At 72.3% G+C, this 17,051-nt stretch carries 22 protein-coding genes and 1 tRNA gene; 3 read left to right on the top strand and 20 right to left on the bottom strand.

Features of this window, described 5'->3' with window-relative positions:
* Nucleotides 1–80: 80 nt before the first annotated feature.
* The 3 genes from ACFVVU_RS23800 to ACFVVU_RS23790 form a co-directional block, all read right to left on the bottom strand.
* Entirely contained in the window at nucleotides 81–878 is a 798-nt protein-coding gene (locus ACFVVU_RS23800; RefSeq protein WP_380682788.1) for an NDP-sugar synthase, read from the bottom strand.
* 153 nt (nucleotides 879–1,031) lie between these two features.
* Nucleotides 1,032–1,475, bottom strand: a complete 444-nt coding sequence (locus ACFVVU_RS23795) for a hypothetical protein (RefSeq protein ID WP_380682787.1) — start codon at nucleotides 1,473–1,475, stop codon at nucleotides 1,032–1,034.
* 183 nt (nucleotides 1,476–1,658) lie between these two features.
* The gene (locus ACFVVU_RS23790; protein WP_355357776.1) at nucleotides 1,659–2,750 is read right to left on the bottom strand and encodes a sn-glycerol-3-phosphate ABC transporter ATP-binding protein UgpC; all 1,092 of its coding nucleotides are present in this window, start codon (nucleotides 2,748–2,750) and stop codon (nucleotides 1,659–1,661) included.
* A gap of 288 nt (nucleotides 2,751–3,038) precedes the next feature.
* Between ACFVVU_RS23790 and ACFVVU_RS23785 the strand changes: the two genes are divergently transcribed.
* Nucleotides 3,039–3,112, top strand: a tRNA-Thr gene (locus ACFVVU_RS23785).
* A gap of 532 nt (nucleotides 3,113–3,644) precedes the next feature.
* Entirely contained in the window at nucleotides 3,645–3,884 is a 240-nt protein-coding gene (locus ACFVVU_RS23780) for a helix-turn-helix transcriptional regulator (RefSeq protein WP_387792088.1), read from the top strand.
* A gap of 10 nt (nucleotides 3,885–3,894) precedes the next feature.
* Here the strand turns inward: ACFVVU_RS23780 and ACFVVU_RS23775 are convergent, their stop codons facing one another.
* The 5 genes from ACFVVU_RS23775 to ACFVVU_RS23755 form a co-directional block, all read right to left on the bottom strand.
* Nucleotides 3,895–4,170 carry a hypothetical protein gene (locus tag ACFVVU_RS23775; protein WP_387792086.1) on the bottom strand — a complete coding sequence of 92 codons (276 nt, stop codon included), beginning with the start codon at nucleotides 4,168–4,170 and terminating at the stop codon, nucleotides 3,895–3,897.
* An 86-nt stretch (nucleotides 4,171–4,256) separates the two neighbouring features.
* Nucleotides 4,257–4,478: a hypothetical protein gene (locus ACFVVU_RS23770; protein ID WP_387792085.1), complete on the bottom strand. Its 222-nt coding sequence runs from the start codon at nucleotides 4,476–4,478 to the stop codon at nucleotides 4,257–4,259.
* Between the two features lie 14 nt (nucleotides 4,479–4,492).
* Nucleotides 4,493–4,666: a hypothetical protein gene (locus ACFVVU_RS23765; RefSeq protein WP_387792083.1), complete on the bottom strand. Its 174-nt coding sequence runs from the start codon at nucleotides 4,664–4,666 to the stop codon at nucleotides 4,493–4,495.
* Nucleotides 4,667–4,686: 20 nt separating this feature from the next.
* On the bottom strand, nucleotides 4,687–4,869 hold the full coding sequence (locus ACFVVU_RS23760; RefSeq protein ID WP_387792082.1) for a hypothetical protein: 183 nt from the start codon (nucleotides 4,867–4,869) through the stop codon (nucleotides 4,687–4,689).
* Complete coding sequence (locus ACFVVU_RS23755; RefSeq protein WP_387792081.1) at nucleotides 4,866–5,066, bottom strand: hypothetical protein; 201 nt, start codon at nucleotides 5,064–5,066, stop codon at nucleotides 4,866–4,868. The genes ACFVVU_RS23760 and ACFVVU_RS23755 overlap by 4 nt, the downstream gene beginning before the upstream one ends.
* A 34-nt stretch (nucleotides 5,067–5,100) precedes the next feature.
* Here ACFVVU_RS23755 and ACFVVU_RS23750 point away from each other — a divergent pair, with 34 nt between their 5' ends.
* Nucleotides 5,101–6,135: a helix-turn-helix domain-containing protein gene (locus tag ACFVVU_RS23750; RefSeq protein WP_387792080.1), complete on the top strand. Its 1,035-nt coding sequence runs from the start codon at nucleotides 5,101–5,103 to the stop codon at nucleotides 6,133–6,135.
* Nucleotides 6,136–6,209: 74 nt separating this feature from the next.
* On the opposite strand, the gene ACFVVU_RS23745 is transcribed toward ACFVVU_RS23750, so the two are convergent.
* The 12 genes from ACFVVU_RS23745 to ACFVVU_RS23690 form a co-directional block, all read right to left on the bottom strand.
* Nucleotides 6,210–6,536 (bottom strand): hypothetical protein, encoded by a 327-nt coding sequence (locus tag ACFVVU_RS23745; RefSeq protein WP_387792079.1) that lies wholly within the window; start codon nucleotides 6,534–6,536, stop codon nucleotides 6,210–6,212.
* Nucleotides 6,533–6,757 carry a hypothetical protein gene (locus ACFVVU_RS23740; protein WP_387792077.1) on the bottom strand — a complete coding sequence of 75 codons (225 nt, stop codon included), beginning with the start codon at nucleotides 6,755–6,757 and terminating at the stop codon, nucleotides 6,533–6,535. Before ACFVVU_RS23740 ends, ACFVVU_RS23745 begins: the two co-directional genes overlap by 4 nt.
* Before the next feature lie 3 nt (nucleotides 6,758–6,760).
* Entirely contained in the window at nucleotides 6,761–7,768 is a 1,008-nt protein-coding gene (locus ACFVVU_RS23735) for a peptidoglycan recognition family protein (RefSeq protein ID WP_387792075.1), read from the bottom strand.
* An 11-nt stretch (nucleotides 7,769–7,779) separates the two neighbouring features.
* Nucleotides 7,780–8,235 (bottom strand): hypothetical protein, encoded by a 456-nt coding sequence (locus ACFVVU_RS23730; RefSeq protein ID WP_387792073.1) that lies wholly within the window; start codon nucleotides 8,233–8,235, stop codon nucleotides 7,780–7,782.
* On the bottom strand, nucleotides 8,232–9,311 hold the full coding sequence (locus ACFVVU_RS23725; protein ID WP_387792071.1) for a hypothetical protein: 1,080 nt from the start codon (nucleotides 9,309–9,311) through the stop codon (nucleotides 8,232–8,234). Before ACFVVU_RS23725 ends, ACFVVU_RS23730 begins: the two co-directional genes overlap by 4 nt.
* Before the next feature lies 1 nt (nucleotide 9,312).
* A complete protein-coding gene (locus ACFVVU_RS23720; RefSeq protein WP_387792070.1) occupies nucleotides 9,313–10,365 on the bottom strand; it encodes a hypothetical protein in 1,053 nt (350 codons plus the stop codon).
* Between the two features lie 9 nt (nucleotides 10,366–10,374).
* Nucleotides 10,375–11,247 (bottom strand): hypothetical protein, encoded by an 873-nt coding sequence (locus ACFVVU_RS23715; protein ID WP_387792069.1) that lies wholly within the window; start codon nucleotides 11,245–11,247, stop codon nucleotides 10,375–10,377.
* Nucleotides 11,248–11,259: 12 nt separating this feature from the next.
* Nucleotides 11,260–15,309: a phage tail tape measure protein gene (locus tag ACFVVU_RS23710; protein WP_387792067.1), complete on the bottom strand. Its 4,050-nt coding sequence runs from the start codon at nucleotides 15,307–15,309 to the stop codon at nucleotides 11,260–11,262.
* Nucleotides 15,302–15,571 carry a hypothetical protein gene (locus ACFVVU_RS23705; RefSeq protein WP_387792065.1) on the bottom strand — a complete coding sequence of 90 codons (270 nt, stop codon included), beginning with the start codon at nucleotides 15,569–15,571 and terminating at the stop codon, nucleotides 15,302–15,304. The genes ACFVVU_RS23710 and ACFVVU_RS23705 overlap by 8 nt, the downstream gene beginning before the upstream one ends.
* A 47-nt stretch (nucleotides 15,572–15,618) precedes the next feature.
* On the bottom strand, nucleotides 15,619–16,158 hold the full coding sequence (locus ACFVVU_RS23700) for a hypothetical protein (protein ID WP_387792063.1): 540 nt from the start codon (nucleotides 16,156–16,158) through the stop codon (nucleotides 15,619–15,621).
* Nucleotides 16,158–16,637 (bottom strand): hypothetical protein, encoded by a 480-nt coding sequence (locus tag ACFVVU_RS23695; protein WP_387792061.1) that lies wholly within the window; start codon nucleotides 16,635–16,637, stop codon nucleotides 16,158–16,160. Before ACFVVU_RS23695 ends, ACFVVU_RS23700 begins: the two co-directional genes overlap by 1 nt.
* Before the next feature lie 78 nt (nucleotides 16,638–16,715).
* The gene (locus tag ACFVVU_RS23690) at nucleotides 16,716–17,045 is read right to left on the bottom strand and encodes a hypothetical protein (RefSeq protein WP_387792059.1); all 330 of its coding nucleotides are present in this window, start codon (nucleotides 17,043–17,045) and stop codon (nucleotides 16,716–16,718) included.
* Nucleotides 17,046–17,051 lie beyond the last annotated feature (6 nt).

The raw sequence follows: 17,051 nt of genomic DNA, 5'->3' as shown, positions 1-17,051 counted from the left end.
GGCCCGGTGACGGCGATCGGCCGGGTGCTCCGTGGGGGAGCACCCGGCCGATCGCGTTGTTCTCGCGCCGGCGCGGCGGACTACTGCGGCGCGCGGCCGGCGCCCGAGGCGAGCTCCTTGGCGGCCTCGGTGAGGTCCTTCGCGGTGTCGATGGCCCGCCAGTAGACGCCCTGCGGCAGCTGGTAGCCGGCCAGCCGCTTGCCGCGGGCCAGCTGCGGGAAGGTGGTCCGCTCGTGGTCGCCGACGTCCGGCAGCAGCTCGGCGAACTCCGGGCTGAACACGTAGAGGCCGGCGTTGATGAGGAACGGCGAGGGCGGGGCCTCGATGAAGTCCAGCACGTTGCCGAACTGGTCGGTCTCCACGGCGCCCCACGGGATCCGCGGCCGGGCCAGCGCGAGGGTGGCCACGGCGCCCCGCTCGTGGTGGAAGGCGGCCATGTCGCGCAGGCTGAACCTGGTCCAGATGTCGCCGTTGGTGGCGTACCAGGGCTCGTCGGGGCGGGGCAGCGCCTTCGCGGCGTACTTGAGCCCGCCGCCGCGGCCGAGCGGCTCGGCCTCGACCACCGTGCGGACCCGCAGCGGCAGGTCGGCCTTGTCGAGCCAGTCCTCCAGCACGTCCGCGAGGTGGCCGCAGGAGACGACCGCGTCGGTGACGCCCTCGGAGGCGAGCCAGGCCAGCTGGTGGCCCAGGATCGGGGTGCCCGTGCCGGGGATCTCGACCAGCGGCTTGGGGCGGTCGTCGGTGTACGGGCGCAGCCGGGAGCCCTGGCCGCCGGCCAGGATGACGGCCTGGGTGACCGGCACCGGGCCCGGAACCGGGCCGAGGGCGGGGGCGTGGGCGTTCGCGGGAGTGGCCGTGGGGCCGGAATCAGCGCTCATGGCTGAACAATAGGCGCACCCGTCCCGGGTGTTGCGCCGCCGTCCGCCCGGTGGGCCGGGCCGCTCGCCGCCGGTCGGGTGCCGCTCGGTCCGGCGCGGACTGGTTCGGTACCGGGCCCGGCGCCGGTGCCGACCGGTTCGGTGCCGGACCGGTCAGCTCGCGGCGCCGGCGGCGAACGAGCCGTCGCAGACCGGGCGGGCGAACGACCGGGCCCGCTGCACGTCGCCCTGGTACTTGCGCACCGCGGCCTTGCCCAGCTCGGTGGCGAGCGAGCTGCAGTACGGCGTGAGCGCGGGCTGCTCGCGCATCGAGCGCTCCAGCAGGTCGAGCGCGCTGCCCGGGTTGTGGGCGCGCAGCTCGTCGAGGAGCGTGACGCGCAGCGCGTCCTGCGGGGCGAGCCCGTCCGGGGTGCGTCCGGTGCCCGCCGTCCGGCCGATCCCGGCGCCGTCCCCGCTGGACGCCGCCACCACCTGCTGGTCCAGCGAGGTCGGCGGGGCCCACGGCACCCTGGTCACGGCGAGGGTGCCGGTGGTCACCAGGACGACGGGCAGGGCGAGGGCGATGGTCTGGCCGATGCGGCGAACTAGCTGCTTCACGCACAGGAGAGTAGCGGTGAGTGCGGCCACGCTCGCCCTCCGTTACACCATCGGGTGACACGGTGTCCCGGTTCGTCCCGGCGCCGTGTTGACGCCCGTCACCCGTCGGAGTGGCCGCGAACGGCGGGAGCCCCGCCGGACCGGTGACGGTCGGACGGGGCTCCGCGGCGCGGGCCGGTCGCCTCAGTTGGAGAGGCGGGCGCCGGTGCTGGTGGAGAACACGTGGGTCTCGCCGGCGACCGGCACGACGTGGATGGTCTCGCCGCGGGCCGGGATCTGGCGGCCGTGCACGCGGACGACCAGCTCCTTGTCCTCGCCGCCGATCTTGGTGGTGCCGTAGACGAAGCCGTCCGAGCCGAGCTCCTCGACCACGTTGACGGTGACGGCGACGCCCTCGATGCCGCCGCCGGCGACGATCTCGAAGTGCTCCGGGCGGATGCCGACGGTCACGGTCTTGTCGGTGCCGGCGCCGGCCAGGTCCTCGCGGGAGATGTTGACCAGCGAGCCGCCGAACTTCACGCCGCCGTCGACCAGCGGCACCTCGACCAGGTTCATCGCGGGGGAGCCGATGAAGCCGGCCACGAAGAGGTTGGCGGGCTTGTCGTACATGTTGCGCGGGGTGTCGACCTGCTGCAGCACGCCGGCCTTGAGCACCGCGACCCGGTCGCCCATGGTGAGCGCCTCGGTCTGGTCGTGGGTGACGTAGACGGTGGTGATGCCCAGGCGGCGCTGCAGGCCGGCGATCTGGGTACGGGTCGAGACGCGGAGCTTGGCGTCCAGGTTGGACAGCGGCTCGTCCATCAGGAAGACCTGCGGCTCGCGGACGATCGCGCGGCCCATCGCGACGCGCTGGCGCTGACCGCCGGAGAGCGCCTTCGGCTTGCGGTCCAGGTACTCCGTCAGGTCGAGGATCTTGGCGGCCTCTTCGACCTTGGTGCGGATCTCGGTCTTGTTGACACCGGCGATCTTGAGCGCGAAGCCCATGTTCTCCGCGACGGTCATGTGCGGGTACAGCGCGTAGTTCTGGAACACCATCGCGATGTCCCGGTCCTTCGGCGGCAGGTGGGTCACGTCGCGGTCGCCGATCCGGATGACGCCGCTGTTGACGTCCTCCAGGCCGGCCAGCATGCGGAGGCTGGTCGACTTGCCGCAGCCGGAGGGGCCGACCAGGACGAGGAACTCGCCGTCGGCGATGTCCAGGTCCAGGGCGTCGACCGAGGGCTTGGTCGCCCCGGGGTAGACGCGGCTCGCCTTGTCGTACGTCACAGAAGCCATGGCTGTGCTCTCCTTCACCGGCAGGAACGTGCCGGACGATCCGAGTAAAGGTGGGTGGTACCGCTCCGCCGGCCCGCCCGTAGTGGTCTGAACCACTGCGCGAACCGACTCCCGGCGACGCTACCTGCGCGTCCGCTGCTTGTCAGCCCCCGGCCGACCCGAATTAGGCATCGGTTCCATCACGCCCGCCCCGCCCCCGTCCACCCCCCGGATATCCCCCCACCGCCCGCGCCCCGCCCGGTAGACTGCCCCCGGTGCCGCCGTGACCTCGTCGCGGACGGTCACCATGCCTCCTTAGCTCAGCTGGCCAGAGCACCGCTCTTGTAAAGCGTAGGTCGTCGGTTCGAATCCGACAGGGGGCTCCGGCGTCTGACCAGGCAAAAGGCTCCGAGCAGCGATCATGTTCGGAGCCTTTGTTGATCTTGGAAGTCCGCAACAAGTCCACAACCCCCCGGCGCCTCGGCAAAAGAACGTTCAACAAACCCTTGCGGCCCGTACAGGTCCGTCGCGTACAGTCGTATCTGTAGGGGCGGCCGGGTACGCGCACGGCCGGATACGCCCCCTTCGCGTACGTGGCTGGCCGGGGAGGACAACCCGCAAGGCTGGCCGCGCAGAAGCCCCCCGCCGCAACACTCGGCGGGGGGCTTTCTGGTGTCACCGTAACTCGTCTACAGGCGTGTCGAGAACTGGGCGCCCGGGACAGCAAAACCGCCCCGCTGCCACAGTGGGCAGCGGGGCGGGACGCCGACAGCGGCGTCTAACGGCGACCAGGGGATACGCAACCTCCGATCGCCGCTCCTAGGCTCCTTGCGGAGCTGTCCGGGGCGATGAGTATCGCCAGATTTGCCACGTGTGGCAAAGACATGGCAGGTCAGGGGCCATAGACGTGTACAGGTGCCCACTGATGATCAACAGCCAGATGTCCAGCGCCACCGCTGGGAGGTCGGGCGCCGCATCCGTGCGTATCGGCTCGACGCAGGCCTCTCTCAGGTGCAGCTCGCCACCCGGGCCGGCTTGGACCACCGGACCATCAGCCGGGCGGAGAACGGCCGGCACGCCATCAGTATCGACATCGCCTTCCGCATCGCGGAGGGGCTCGGCTTACCGAGCTGGCGCCTCTTCCGCGACGAGTAGACGGCTGCGGCTACTCAGACGGCGGCGGGGGCGGCGGCGGGGGCGTCTGCGGGCCGGCCGGCGGGGCCTTGGGGTCGCCAGCCGGATTCGGGCTCCCGGGCTTGCGTTGGGCCATCTTCTCGTCCTCCTCGTCTTCGAACCCCGGGGTGTCCAGGGCCTCGCTCAGGTCCGCCGGGATCACGCCCGGCGGCATCAGGGTGGTCCGGCCAGTCCGGCCGGGGCCGCGGCTGCTGCCGCGCTGGTCCCGCCACCGGCCCTGCCGGTCGGGGGGGATGCGGTCGGACATGGAATCCTCCTGGGTGGTGCCGGCCCGGGCGGCCGGGCGTCCATCCTGCCCCTGGTCGGAAGTCGGCGTGGGTGGATCCGGCCGACTCAGGGACTGCCGGGCGGGTCGGTGGGCGGCTCGAAGAAGGACTTGTCGAGGAGGGAGTCGGGGTGGCCCTTCGCCGCTCGGACCGCCTTGAAGATCCGGTTCCTGGTGGCGCCCTCGTCGCCTGCGGCCTGGTCGTGGCGGCCCATCTCGGCGTAGTTGGCCGCGTCGGTCGAGCGTTCCTCGGCCGATTTGGGCGGCGTGGACCTGCGGAAGATAGCCATGCGGTTCCTTGGTCTCAGTGGCGGATGCCGGAGATGATCAGTCGCGTGTGGTCGGGCTTCGCGGCGCCCGGTGGCGGGCAGTGCTCGACGGCTGCGGTGTAGAGGGTGAGGTCCTCCAAGAGTGGGCCCATGACCCACGCGCCGCAGACCGGACAGACGCCCCACTCGACGGTGGTCTCGGCCGTCACCGGCGTACCACCGGCGGGGCTCACTGGCCCGGCACCGGAGAGCCCAGTACCGGGGACCCCGGCCAGTCCTCGTCCGGCGGCGTCGGAGGGGTGCCGTAGGCCTGGCGCACTCCGTCCAGGGCGGCCTCCCACTCGGGTCCGGACGGGGTGAAGAACAAGGTCGGTCCCTCCCCGGTCTCGTCGGGGTCGGGGTTGGCGATCACAGCTCCTCCTCGGGGGCGGTAGGGCGGTGGCAGGTCTGGTGCCGGCGCACGGCCCAGCCATGGTCGATCTGGCCCGGGCTGGTTGGGGTGTACGCGTGTCCGGCCGGTATGAGGTCGCCCGGTCCGCCGCAGACGATGCACGCGGTGCCGTGTAGCTGGGCGTAGGTGTATCGCGGCACGGGGGCTGAGCTGGGCATGTACCTAGCATCGGGAGACACGGGCACTCGCAATATGCGCAAGCGCGCCAATGGGGTTGGCGTCGTGCGCCAAGATGGATCTGTGACAACGTCAATTCCCCGCCCTGACAGGGCATCCCGCCGCCAGGCCGACCGCGAGGCGCGCGCCATCCGCCTCCGCGCCATCCGCGACGGGCTCACCCCACACGAAACGGCCGCCCGGATCCTCGCCGACCTGCCCGCGGTGCATCCGCTAGAGGCCTACCGGTGGGCGCACGGCTGGAGCCGAGGCGAGCTGAGCACCCGGCTTGACCTCGTGTACGAGGCGGACGGGTTGCGTGGGCCCGGCGTCGCTGACGCCGAGCTGTGCCGGTGGGAGCACGGGAAGCGGCGTCCGTCCGATGAGCGAATCGACTACCTGTGCCGCGTGTACGGCACCCGGCCGGACCGGCTGGGGTACGGGCGTGACTACTCTGGGGCCATGCTGGGACACCTCGAAGCGGCGGGCCTCGCCGACCTCTTCCCGCTCACCAACATCGAGTCCAAGTCCGACCTGATCAGCCGCATGCGTGGGGCGCGCGAGCGCGTCGTCATGTTCGGCCTGACCCGCAACTTCTACGGGTCCGACGAGATACTGCCACTCCTCACCGCGAAGTCGCGCGAGGTGCCAATCCGGATCTTCATCATGGACCCGCACTGCGACAGTCGCCGCGACCGGTACCGCCTGGAGCCGGCCGAGGCCGCGATGGAGGACCCGGCACGGTACGAGCGGGAGGTGCTGCGTCCGCTCTCCGAAGCAGCGTCGCGCGAGGCCGCCGACCTGCGGATCTACCTGTACAACTTCCCCTGTAGCTTCGCGATGGAGCAGATCGACAGCAGCATCCGCGTCATGCTGTACGGACACGGGAAGCGCGGCACAGACGGGCCGATCATGACCTTCGACAAGGGCGACAGTCCTGAAGGCACCTCGTACTGGCAGTACTTCGACGGGCAGCTCGCGTGGATCCAGCGGCTCGCCGAGGCTGAGGAGACACCGGAGCCGTGGCGTTCGAAGGGCATTGAGGTGCGCGAATACCGGCCGGGAAGCTGACTGGCTACCAGACGGGGCCGGAATGCAGAGAACCGCCCCCGCCCGGCCGCAAGGGCCGGACAGGGGCGTGGTGTTCAGCGAGAGAGCAGAGGGATCAGGGCAATCGCGACCCCGGCAAGGCTGGCCAGGACAGCAATCGTCGGCAGCGGCCACCTGCTCCGCTTCAGGGCCTCGACGTCCGCCCGCATCGGCGCGACGTCCGCCTCGGTCAGGCCGACCTGCTCCTGTCGACGGATACGCTGCTCGTGATCAGCGAGGGTCTCTCGATCCTCAGCCCGATCATCGAGCAGCCTGTCCAACTTTCCCTCCATGCGGATCTGGCCGTCGGCGATCCTGCGTACCTCCGCGAGCGTCTGGGCTGGGCTGATGTACACCCCGGGGTCCGGGGCCGGGCTGGTCACTCGCGGGTCCGGCCGAGCAGGGCCGCCGACGTCGGGTCACCCACCAGGGAGGCGATCGCGCCCTTGAGGACGGTCAGGCCCGCGGGGATCGCGGCGATCACGGCCGCGCGCAGCGCGCCCAGGTCAGTCAGGTCGACGCCGGCCGCAGTAAGCAGGCCGAGCAGGGTGACCGCGTAGGTGGCGAGCGTGCGCTCCAGGAGGTCGCGGAAGAGACGGTTCATCGGTCAGTTCTCCTTCGTGGTGGTCGTGCCGGGGGCGCTGATGTGGAGCTCGACACCGGCGGCCATCTGCCGGCCGACCTCGGCGACGGCCTGGCGGATCGCGTCCTGGACCGCCGCCGTGTCGATGCCGGATGCGGCGAGGACCTGCTGCAGCACCGCCCCCTGGGCGGCCTGCTCGATCAGCGAGATGCGGCCACCGGCGAGCAGCCACTTCGCCTCGATGCTCGGCGCGCCCTCCTCCGGCGTCCAGTCGCCCCTGAGCTGCGGCACCTGCGCCTCCCACACCTGCCCGGGCACGGCGGCAATCTCCGGGCTCAGCCGGTACCCGACCGCGTAGGCCACGGTGTCGCGCACCTGCTGGCTGGTGACCGCCGCGGCGACCTCCTCCCGGATCATCGTGCGGAGCTGGTCCTCGCTGTACGGCATGTCGTCCTCCGGGATGGGGGTGGGCGCCGGTGCCGGCGCGGGGATGGTGGTGGGCTGCCCGGCCGCGGCGCGCGCGATGCCGGGCAGCACGACGTCGCGAAACTGGCGGACGCGGGCGTCGCCCGGGCATGCTGTGCCGCTGGCCGCCCACTCCGGGAACAGCCGGTGCACCCCGAACCCGGGGTCGCTCTCGGCGCGGCACTCGCGGATCGGGATGCCGTGGCGCTGGTGCAGCCACAGCCCGAGGTTGATGAGCGCCTGGAGCTGGGCGCCGGTCCACGGGTCGGTGTGCTGGTCGGTGCTGGCGGTCTCCACGCTCACCGCACCGCTGCCGTCGGCCCGGCGGTTGGCGCGGAAGTTGGCGTCGGCGCGGGTCTCGGTGCCGATGAACTGCCCCACGGAGCCGTCGTACCCGACCCCGAAGTGGGACTCCAGATTGGTGGAGTCCCTCCAGTACTCGTACATCCGGCGCGGCGTCCACGGCGCCGCCACGCTGTGGAAGATCACCTGCGTCGGCCGGATCGCAGGCTGCTCGTCCGATTCGGGTTGGAGCTCCATCTTCTCCGCGCCCGGGTACCAGGCCATCGGCCTCTCCTTCAGTCTGTCCAACAGATGAGCTGGGTCTGGCCGTAGACCACGCCCAGACCGGAAGTGCGGCGTGCCTCGACAGCGATCTGCACGACCTGCCCATCCGTCACCGAGGCGGGCAGGTCTGCGGCGTAGTCGAGGACCGCGGGGGCAGTCACCATCGGCGACCAGTCCAGGCTCTGCACGCGGACGCGCACCGTGCCGGCGCCGCCACCGGAGACCGCGGTCGCCACGATCAGCCGCAGCCGCGCCGGGCGGGCGATGGTCAGGCAGCGGGCGATCGGCACCCACACGCCCGCGGTGGTCTGCGGCCACCGGGCGATGTCCACGTCCGCGGGCGCGATCAGCGCGTCACCCGGGTCCGGGGCGGCCGCCCGCAGCCGGCCGAGGTCGCCCTCGAGCCGGGCAACCCGCCGGCCGAGGTCCCCGGGCTGGCGCGGCATCTGGTCGAGACGGGTCGTCACGAGTCCTCCAGCAGGATCGGCGAGACGCGGTCGGCGGCGGCGTCCAGCGACCAGCCGTACGCGCGGCCGACCAGGTCGACGCCGGCCGGGTGCCGCGGCGACGTCTCGACGGCCAGGCGCACCGTGTCGCCCAGGCCCCAGGCGACACCCAGGCGCGGGGACGTCGAGGCGACGGCGTCGATGGTCCAGGCCTTCGCGCCGGTGCGCATCAGGGTGAGCGCCTCGGCGGCGTGCCGCTCGAGCTGCGCGACGCTGGTGATGCCCTGCGCGGGGGTGTACCGGTGCTCCCACAGCGGCCAGCCGGCGGCGAGCAGGTCGGTCGCGGTGTGCGCGGTCGAGGTGGCGCGGGTGCCGGCGGTGCGGTCGCCCCGGGCGATCACCCGGGTGGCGCCGAGGCCCTTGCCGTAGGCCTCGGCGAGCTTGTACGTCGCGACGCAGCCCGGCATGTCGAAGACGGCCTCCGGGGAGGCGAGTTGGACGCCGATGGCGGGCCGGATCCGGGCGATGAGCTGGACGCGCGTCTGCGCGGCGTCGGCCCACACCGTGTCGACGGTCCACTCGGGGGCGCCCTGCATCTCGCTGATCTCCTGCCAGCAGACCGCGATGGACTTGTCCTCGTCGTCGGCGACCGCGTAGTCGGCGGTGACCCCGGAGAGCACCGTGTCGAGGAGAAGCGGCGGCCCGTCGGACAGGGCGGGCGCGGCGAGGCCGGCCATGATCGTGGTCAGGTCGGCGCCGGTCGCCGCGTAGTCGCCCGGGTAGCGGTGGTCGAGGTACGCCTCGGGGGTGGCGGCCGAGATCGTCTCCGTGTTGGCGCTGCCGCCCTCGCGGGGCAGCGGCATGCCGGACCAGAGCGGCTGCGGCGCCGCCGGGTCGACGGCGACCAGCAGGGTGCGCCCCGGATCGGTCGCCGCCTCCCAGTCGGCCGGCGCCCCGGCGAGGGTCAGCTCCCCGGAGGCCTGGGTGTGCGCGCCGATCCGCCGCGACAGCGCCCCCATCCGCAGCGACCGCAGCTCCTCGATCACCATGCCGGTCCGCAGATCGCAGGCCAGCCACGTCAGTTCAACAGGTGCCACGTCAGCCTGCCAAGGGGATGAGGGTGATGTTCCGGTACACGCTTTCGATGCCAACGCCGGCGCCGCCGGAGCACCGGGCCTGCCACTCTGCGGTGAGCGTCTCGCCGGGCTGGCCGTAGGCGATCGCGATGTACGGGGCAGTCGCGGTGGCCTCGGTGGTGAAGTAGTTGGCGCGGGCGGCGGTGGCGTCCCCGACGGTTCGGATCACCGTCGTGGCCGACCCGGTCATGTGCAGGCCGTAGTAGCCGTACGTGCCAGGGGTGTTGATGTAGAGCTGGGACTGGCTGAGGGCGAGGACTTTTCCGCTCGGCGGCACCGTACACGTGGTGACCAGCGGCGGGCTGCCCACGGTGTAGGTGGTGCTGGTCGTGACCCAGGACGCGGCAGACTCGGTGAAGGCAGCGGCGAGCGGCGGGTTGATGGCCTTCCACGCGCTGCCGGTCCAGACCTCAAGGATGCCCGTGCTCAGGTTGTAGCGGACCTGACCGGCGTACAGGCCGGCAGCGGCGAGGTCTGCGGCCTGGCCGAGGGGCAGGATCCCGCCCGGCGCGACGGTCAGCCGGCGCACTGCACTGGACACGGTCGCGGCGCCGGTCCCGCCGGAGCCCGTGGGCGGCACGGTGATGGTGGCGAGCGGGATGTAGATCTCGGTGGCGCCCGGGTCCGGCGCTACCGGGCCGCTCTGCGGGGTGCCGGTGAGCAGGACGGTATCGGCCTTGCGGAGGCCGGTGCCGTCCACGCTGGTGTCCCACACCCGCAGGTAGACCAGGTCGATTCTGGAGTAGGTGGTGTGCGCGGCGGCGAGCGTGCCCGGTGTCGAGGCCGGCAGCTGGGCACGGTAAGCGCCCTGCCCGGCGCGCGTCAGGACGGCGACGCCGGCGGTGATGTTGACGGTGGTGCCGCTCAGGCTGACGATGAACCCGCCGTCGCCGGGGCGGATGCCGCCGCGGACGCCCTGGGCGGTGCCGTCGCCCATGACGAACGCGCCGTCCATGCGGCGGAGTTCGAGCTCGTCGTAGCCGAGCGTCGGCTGCCAGAGCGGGTCGCTCGGCATGATGGCCTCCTAGAGCCAGGCCGACCGCAGAGACGCGGTCAGCTGAGCGGCAGAGTGGTAGGTGGGGCAGGACCACGTCACGGTGGCGGTCTGGCCGGCCGGGACCTGCGGCCACTGTCCGGACAGGTAGCGGCGGCGGGAGACCGCGCCGCCGAGGATCACGGTGTGCCGGTCGGTGTCGATGACGAGCTGCTCGCCGGCCAGGAGGCTGTCCGCGTAGGTGAGCTGGCGGATCGTCGTGCCGGTGGTGACGAGGATGGTGAAGCCGCCGGCGGTCGGGCCCCTGACGGTGAAGGCTGGCCTGGCCGGCGCGGACCCGGCGTTGGTGAGCACGATGCTGCCCGCCGCGGCCCCGGCCGGGATGGTGACCGGCACGGTGAGCGGCACGCTGATACCGGTACCGGCGACCGGCAGTCCGACCGGAGGCCCGGACTGCAGCACCGTCGAGTACCGCCACGGATCCGCCGAGGTCAGCAGGACGCTGTACCGGGCGATCCGGTCCGTCTCGTACTCGATCAGCGGCTCGCCGGACCGGCGCACAGTCGTCTGCTTGGGGATCGTCTCCCCAACCACCAGCAGCGTGTCCTCGAACGCCGCCGCCGCGAGCAGCTGCTCGACGGCCGCGTCCAGCGCGGACAGGTCCGGCGCGACGACCGTCCCCGCCACGGTGATGACCCGCGCCCCCGCGTAGGTGGGCCCCGCCCACGCCCCGTGGTCCGCCTCCCGATCGGTGTACTGACTGCGGACGGACGGGCCGTCCCAACCGGGCAGGCGCCCGGCAGCGACCCGCCAGGCCACCCCGGCCGCATCGACCACGCCCAGCCGCAGCGAGCCAAGCGTGACCGTGCGGCCGAGGACCTGACCCGGAACGTAGCCGGTCACGGCCACCCCCTCTCAGCCGATGAAGTCGAGGCGCCGCTCGAGGTCGGCGAGTTGTTCCTCGCTGGTCTGCCGGGCGCCCTGAAGGATGATGGTGGTGTCGCCGCGCGACCGACCTGCGGCGGCGGCCGGAGCCGCCGGCGAGGCCAGAGCCCGGGCCGGGATCAGGTCCCGCCCCGTAGGCGCCGCCGGAATCAGCTGCTGCCCGAAGATCCCAGCGACCTCGCTGAGGAGCGCCATCGAGCGAGTCCGCTTCCCTGGGGAGAGCGGGATGTATGCCTCCTCCCCGGCCTCGGCCCACAGGATCGGCCGCCTGGAGACCATCGCCTGCCGGTCGGTGAAGCCTCTGGCCGCTCGACGGACCGACCCGTTGGCCTGCTCTTCCGGCCGCTCGCCGGCGCGGTGAAGGCCGGCCGAGTAGGCGGTCTGCACGGTGACCGTCACGGTCCGGCCCTGGATGCTGTTGATGAGCTGCTGGATACGGGTGGACCCCGACACCGCGTCCGATGTCGGCACGGTGACCTTGACGTCTTTGCTGTTGGGCACGTGCTCGACCGTGAGGCCGATGGACTGAAGGTCGCGGATCGCGTCCTGGCTCGGTGCCCGGATCGTGATGCTCTTCCCCGGAGGGACGTCCTCGACTTTCGCCTTGACGTCCTGGAGGTCCTTGATCGTCTGGAGCGCGCCCGGGTCGGTGATCTGCGTCTGCTTGGCGGCCGGGACCTGCGCGTAGGCCGACGTCAGGCTGTCGATCTGCTCCTTGGTGAAGCCGGCCTGCTTCATGACCTGCTTGAGCGCGTCGACGTCCTGGCCGAGCACGATCATCGCCTGCTCGGTCGAGCCCGTCTGCTTCTGCACGGCCTCGGCGTGTGCCTGGGCTGCGCTCGCGGCATCCAGGATCGCGCCCTTGACCTTGCGCCCCTTCTCGGTCGTGATATCGAGGGCAAGGCCATTGTCGTGGACCTCCTTGCGCAGGCCAGCGAACGACTCCTGCACGCGGATCGCGGCCTGCATCGCCGAGATGTTCCCGCCGTTCAGGCTGTTGAGGGAGTCCGTCAGCTTCTCGGTCTCGGTCCTGGTGTCGGCGATGTCCTGGGCAGTGATCTTGGCCTCGCCGCCGAGCTTGGCCGTGGAACTGGCCGCCGCGTCCGAGGCGGCGGCCTCGCGCTGTGCGGCGGCCACGGAGTCGTTGATCTTCGGGGTGAGGCCGGAGAGCGCACCGTCCACCTTGTCCAAGCTCTTGGACCAGTCCTTCCCGATACCGGCCGCCGCCAACTGAACGTTCGTGGCGTCGCCAGCCGCGCCCCGGAAGCTCGCGAGATGGGCGTTGACGCGCTCCAGCGCGCTGCCGTTACCGAGGATCGCGTCCGTCAGGTCCGAGGTGTTGAGGCCGAGGGCCTCAGCGGCCTTGAGCGCGCCGTCCTGCTCCAGGCGGTGCGCGAGCCATGCCTTCGTGGAGGTGCCGATCGCGTTGCCGTCCGCCTTGACGGCCTCCGTCAGGTCCTCCGTCTCCTTCTTCGCCCCCTTCGTGGACAGGCCGAACACGGTCAGCGCGGCAACGGCGATGCCGAGCGCGGCGCCCCACGGTCCGGTAAGGAAGGACGTCGTGGCCGATGCCGCGGCGGTGAGTCTCGGCATCGTCGCGGCCAAGGTGGTGAGGGAGGCTTGGAACGCGGCGATCCTCGGCAGCAGCAACATGAAGCCGCCGGCGGCGAAGATCAGCATGCCGCCGAGGCCGAGGATCGCGGCCGCGCTGTTCTGTGCCCAACTGGGCAGGTTCGTGTAGGCGTTGACGACGTCGGTGACCCACTTGACCATCTCCCGGAGGGTCTTGTTGGCCTCGGTGCCCGTCTCGATCAGGGCCACCTCCAGCGCGCCCTTGAGCGCGAGCAGGTCACCGCTGAGGTTGTCGAGCTGGGTCGCGGCCATCCTGGAGGCGGCGCCCTGGTCGTTGACGGCGTCCCGGTACTGGTCGACGCCCTCAGCACCGAGCTCGTACAGGATCGTCGCCGAGCGCACCGCGTCGCTGCCGAAGATGGTCGCGAAGGCGGCGTTGCGGGCCTCGGGGGTCAGGTCCGAGAAGCTGCTCTTCAGGTTCCCAGCCAGCTTGGTCAGGCCGACGAAGTTGCCGGACGCGTCGTACGCGGTGAAGCCCAACTGCTGCATCACGCCGAGGGCTTCGTCGCTCTGCGGGACCAGGCGCTGCAGCATGACCTTCAGCGAGGTTCCGGCATCGCTGCCGATCAAGGCATGGTCGGCAAAGGCGCTCAGGGCGCCGACGGTGTCCTCGATGCTGAGGCCGGTCTGGTGGGCGAGGAGGCCGCCCATGCGCAGGGACTCGCCGAGGCCGTGGACGTCGGCCGCCGACTTGTTTGCGCCTGCGGCGAGGACGTCGGCGATGTGGCCGACGTCCTTGCCCTTGAGGCTGAAGGTGTTCATCGCCTGAGCTGAAATCGTGGCGGCCTCGGCCAGGTCCACCTGGCCGGCCGCCGCGAGCGACAGCGCGCCGCGCAGGGCCCCGCCCAGGATCTCCTTCACCTGGACGCCGGCCTTGGCGAGTTCGGCCTCGGCCTCGGCGGCCTGCGACGCCGAGTAGACGGTCTGTCGGCCGGCCTCCAGCGCGGCAGTCCGCAGCCTGGTCATGTCCTCGGCCGACGCGTCAGCGACCGCCCGCACGCCCGACATCGCCTTCTCGAACTTGGCGGCGGTGACCGACGCGGCGGCGAACGCGCCGAGCATCAGCAGTCCGGTGGTCCGCATGATGCCGAACGCCTTCTCGCCGTGCTCTGCTGCGGCCACCATGCCCGAGGCGGCCGAGGCGGCACTCGCCCGGGCGGCAGCCGCCCACCCGGTGACGGCCATCTCCGCGCGGCCCCAGAGCGTTGCCTGAGCGGCCGCGGCCTGAGCCGTGACTACGCCAGCGGCCGCGGCGGTTTCGGTCAGGGCGATCCGGGACGCGAGGCCGAGCCGTTCCACCCCGGTGGCCGCGGACAGGTTGGCGGAGGTGAGGGTGGTGGAGACCTGCCCGATGGCGAGCGAGGACATGGTGCTCGCGGTCGTGATCCCGGCCAGCGAGGATGCCGCGGTGGCGCTCCCGGCGGCGAGGGTGCCCGTCAGCTCGGACGCGGCGGTGGCCGCCCGCTGGCTCACGCGAAGGGTGCTGGTTGCCGCGGCCACGGTGCTGGCCGTGATCGCCGTCGAGGCCTGCGCGAGTGCCAGCGACGAGCGGGTGCCCGCTGCGGTGATCTGGGACAGGGCGCCCGTCGCTGCGGTGCTGGCGGCGGCGAAGGCGGCGGGGATCTCTCCGGCCGCGACGGTGATGCCCCGCGTCGCGGCCGCTGCCGGCGGGGCGGCGGCCGCGACCTCGGTCAGGGACGAGCGGCCCACTGCGGCGAGCCGGCTGAGCGCGGCCGAGGCCTCGGTCGACAGGGTGACAGCAGCGGTACCGGTGCGGGCCAGAGCTTGTGACGCGGCGGTGGCCGACGCCGAGACCTCGCCGAGCGAGCGAGTGGCAGCGGCGCCGGCCGCCCGGAAGGTCGCGGGCACCGTGTCGGCGGCGGCCGCGACAGAGCGCGTCGCGGCCGCCGCGGGCGGTGCGGCGGCGGCGACCTCAGCGAGGCTCCCGGTGCCGGTGGCGGCGAGCCGGGCGAGCGCGTCGCTGGCGGACGCCGACATGCTCACCGTGGTCGTGCCCGTACGGGCCAGCGCCTCCGACGCGCCGGTGGCCGACGCTGCGATCTCGCCGAACGAACCCGCAGCGGATGCCCCAGCGGCCCGGAACGCAGCCGGGATCTCACTGGTCGCGAGGCTGAGACGCTCCATGCCGACCGTCGTCGAAGCGACGGACTCCTGGGTGACCCTGCCCGACGTCCGGGCGGCCGCCGCGGTCTGCTCAAAGGAGCGCTGGGCGCTGGCTGCGGCCCGGGCGAACGCGGACTCCTGCTCCGCCGCAGAGGCCGAAGCGGCCTGCCCGACACGCCGGAAGTCCTGCTCGGACTGCGTCGCGTTGCGACGGGCTGCCGAGTTGTCCAGTCCGAGGCGGACGGTCACGGTGCGGTCAGCCACGGTGGTCCTCCCTCCGGTGAACGTGGACGTGGACGCCGGAGCTGTCGCCGCCGCCCTGCTGGAACCGGTTGCTGGTCTGCGCGGCAGTGGTGCAGGCGTGGCAGCGGATCACCTCGGCCACCCACCCCTCCTCCAGCTCCGGGCTGGTGGACTCGGCGAGCGGCTGGCCACATCCCCGGCACGTCTCGTCGTCGACCTGGAGGAGCGCGAGCGCCCACGCCCGATCGGAGTCGGTCCACGCCGGCTCACCGGACCCGGGCACCCGGCCCAGGAACACGGACCTGGGTACACCCCAGGCACGCGCGGCTTCTACCTCTCGCCGCCACGGCCCGCGACGGTCGCGGAGGCGAGCAGCGAGAAAGGGACGGCCTGCACCACGCTGGTGTTGAGGTTCCACACGGCGTCGAACAGGGCCTCCTGCTGGCCGGCCGTCAGCTTCTCGGCCAGCCGCTGGTACTGCTCGACGGTCATGGTCGGCCCGATCGCGCACGCGGCGACGGCCGCGGGACCGAAGGTGGCCGGGTCGAACAGGCGGCCCTCGCCGCCGGGGTGGGCGGCGAGCAGGTCGGACCACGCCTGCGGGACCAGCGCCCGGAACTGGAACTCGGTCAGGTGCTCGGCCATCTCGGCCCGCAGCTCCTCCATGCGCGTGGCGATCGACGTCTTCGGACTGCCCGCGAGGGAGTCGCCGGCGAACATGGCCACGGACGTGAGCTGCCGCTCCAGGTCCTCGTACTCGCCCTGGAGGTGACCGGCCAGGCACAGCGGCACGGAGGTCTCGCGCAGGGTCGCGCCCGTGATGATGCTCTCGATGTCCCGCCCGGCCGGGCGGGGGCCCTTGCCCGCCATCAGGCGACCACCGCGTCCGGGGTCGCCTCGGCGGTCAGCTTCATCGGGACCGTGTACTTGGCGACCTCGTTCGCGGCCGGTGCCTTGCGGGCCCGCTGGCCGCAGACGATCGGGTAGACCTCGACGGCCTGGCCGGCGGCGAACGCGGCGGCGGTCGGGACGTCGCGGCGCACGATGAGGTAGCCGTGGGTGCCGCGGGTGAGGGTGGTGTAGGGCAGCTGCTCGGTGGGCGTCGAGCCGACCTTGAGGGTGAGCTCCATGTCCCACTTGACCCGGCCGATCTCCTCGGTGTCGGTGGTGGACGCGAGGCTGCCGGTGTCGACACCGGCCGTGGTCGGGTCGGCCTTCAGGCCGTCGGGGGTGATGCGGGGGGTGTAGTCGGGCAGGACATTCAGCTCGGTGGCGGTCGGCGAGCTCTGGCTGGAGAGCGACATGGCGAACACCACCCGCGTCATGCCGTCGCTGATGAGGTCGGACACGGGAGACTCCTCGGGCGTGAGAAGCGCCCCGGGCCATCGGCGCGGGGCGAGCGGGGGCTGGGGGCGGGGCGGGCCGGGTCAGAAGCGGTAGGCGGCGACGGTCACCGTCGTGACGCCGGAGTAGCTGATCGCCGCGAGGCCGTCGGTGGGGTTGGTGTTGAGGTCCGCGAAGATCGGGATCTTCTTGGTCGCGGAGGCGGCGATGGTGACGGTGCGGTCGGCGGCGGCCTGGCCGCGGACGGTGGCGTAGGAGGGGATGGTGACGGTGATGCTGCTGCCGCCGCCGTTGGTCACCTCCACCCATACGCGGTCGCCGACCGGGGCGACCTTGTCGCCGCCGGCGGACGCGGCGACGGGGGATTCGAGGGTGCCGGACGCGGCGAGTGCGGCGGCGGTGAGCGTGGCCATGGGGCC

Source organism: Kitasatospora sp. NPDC057965 (assembly GCF_042887135.1).
Classification (GTDB): Bacteria; Actinomycetota; Actinomycetes; order Streptomycetales; family Streptomycetaceae; genus Kitasatospora.
The sequence above is the reverse complement of the archived record's forward strand: the minus strand, read 5'-3'. Positions and strand labels throughout refer to the sequence as shown.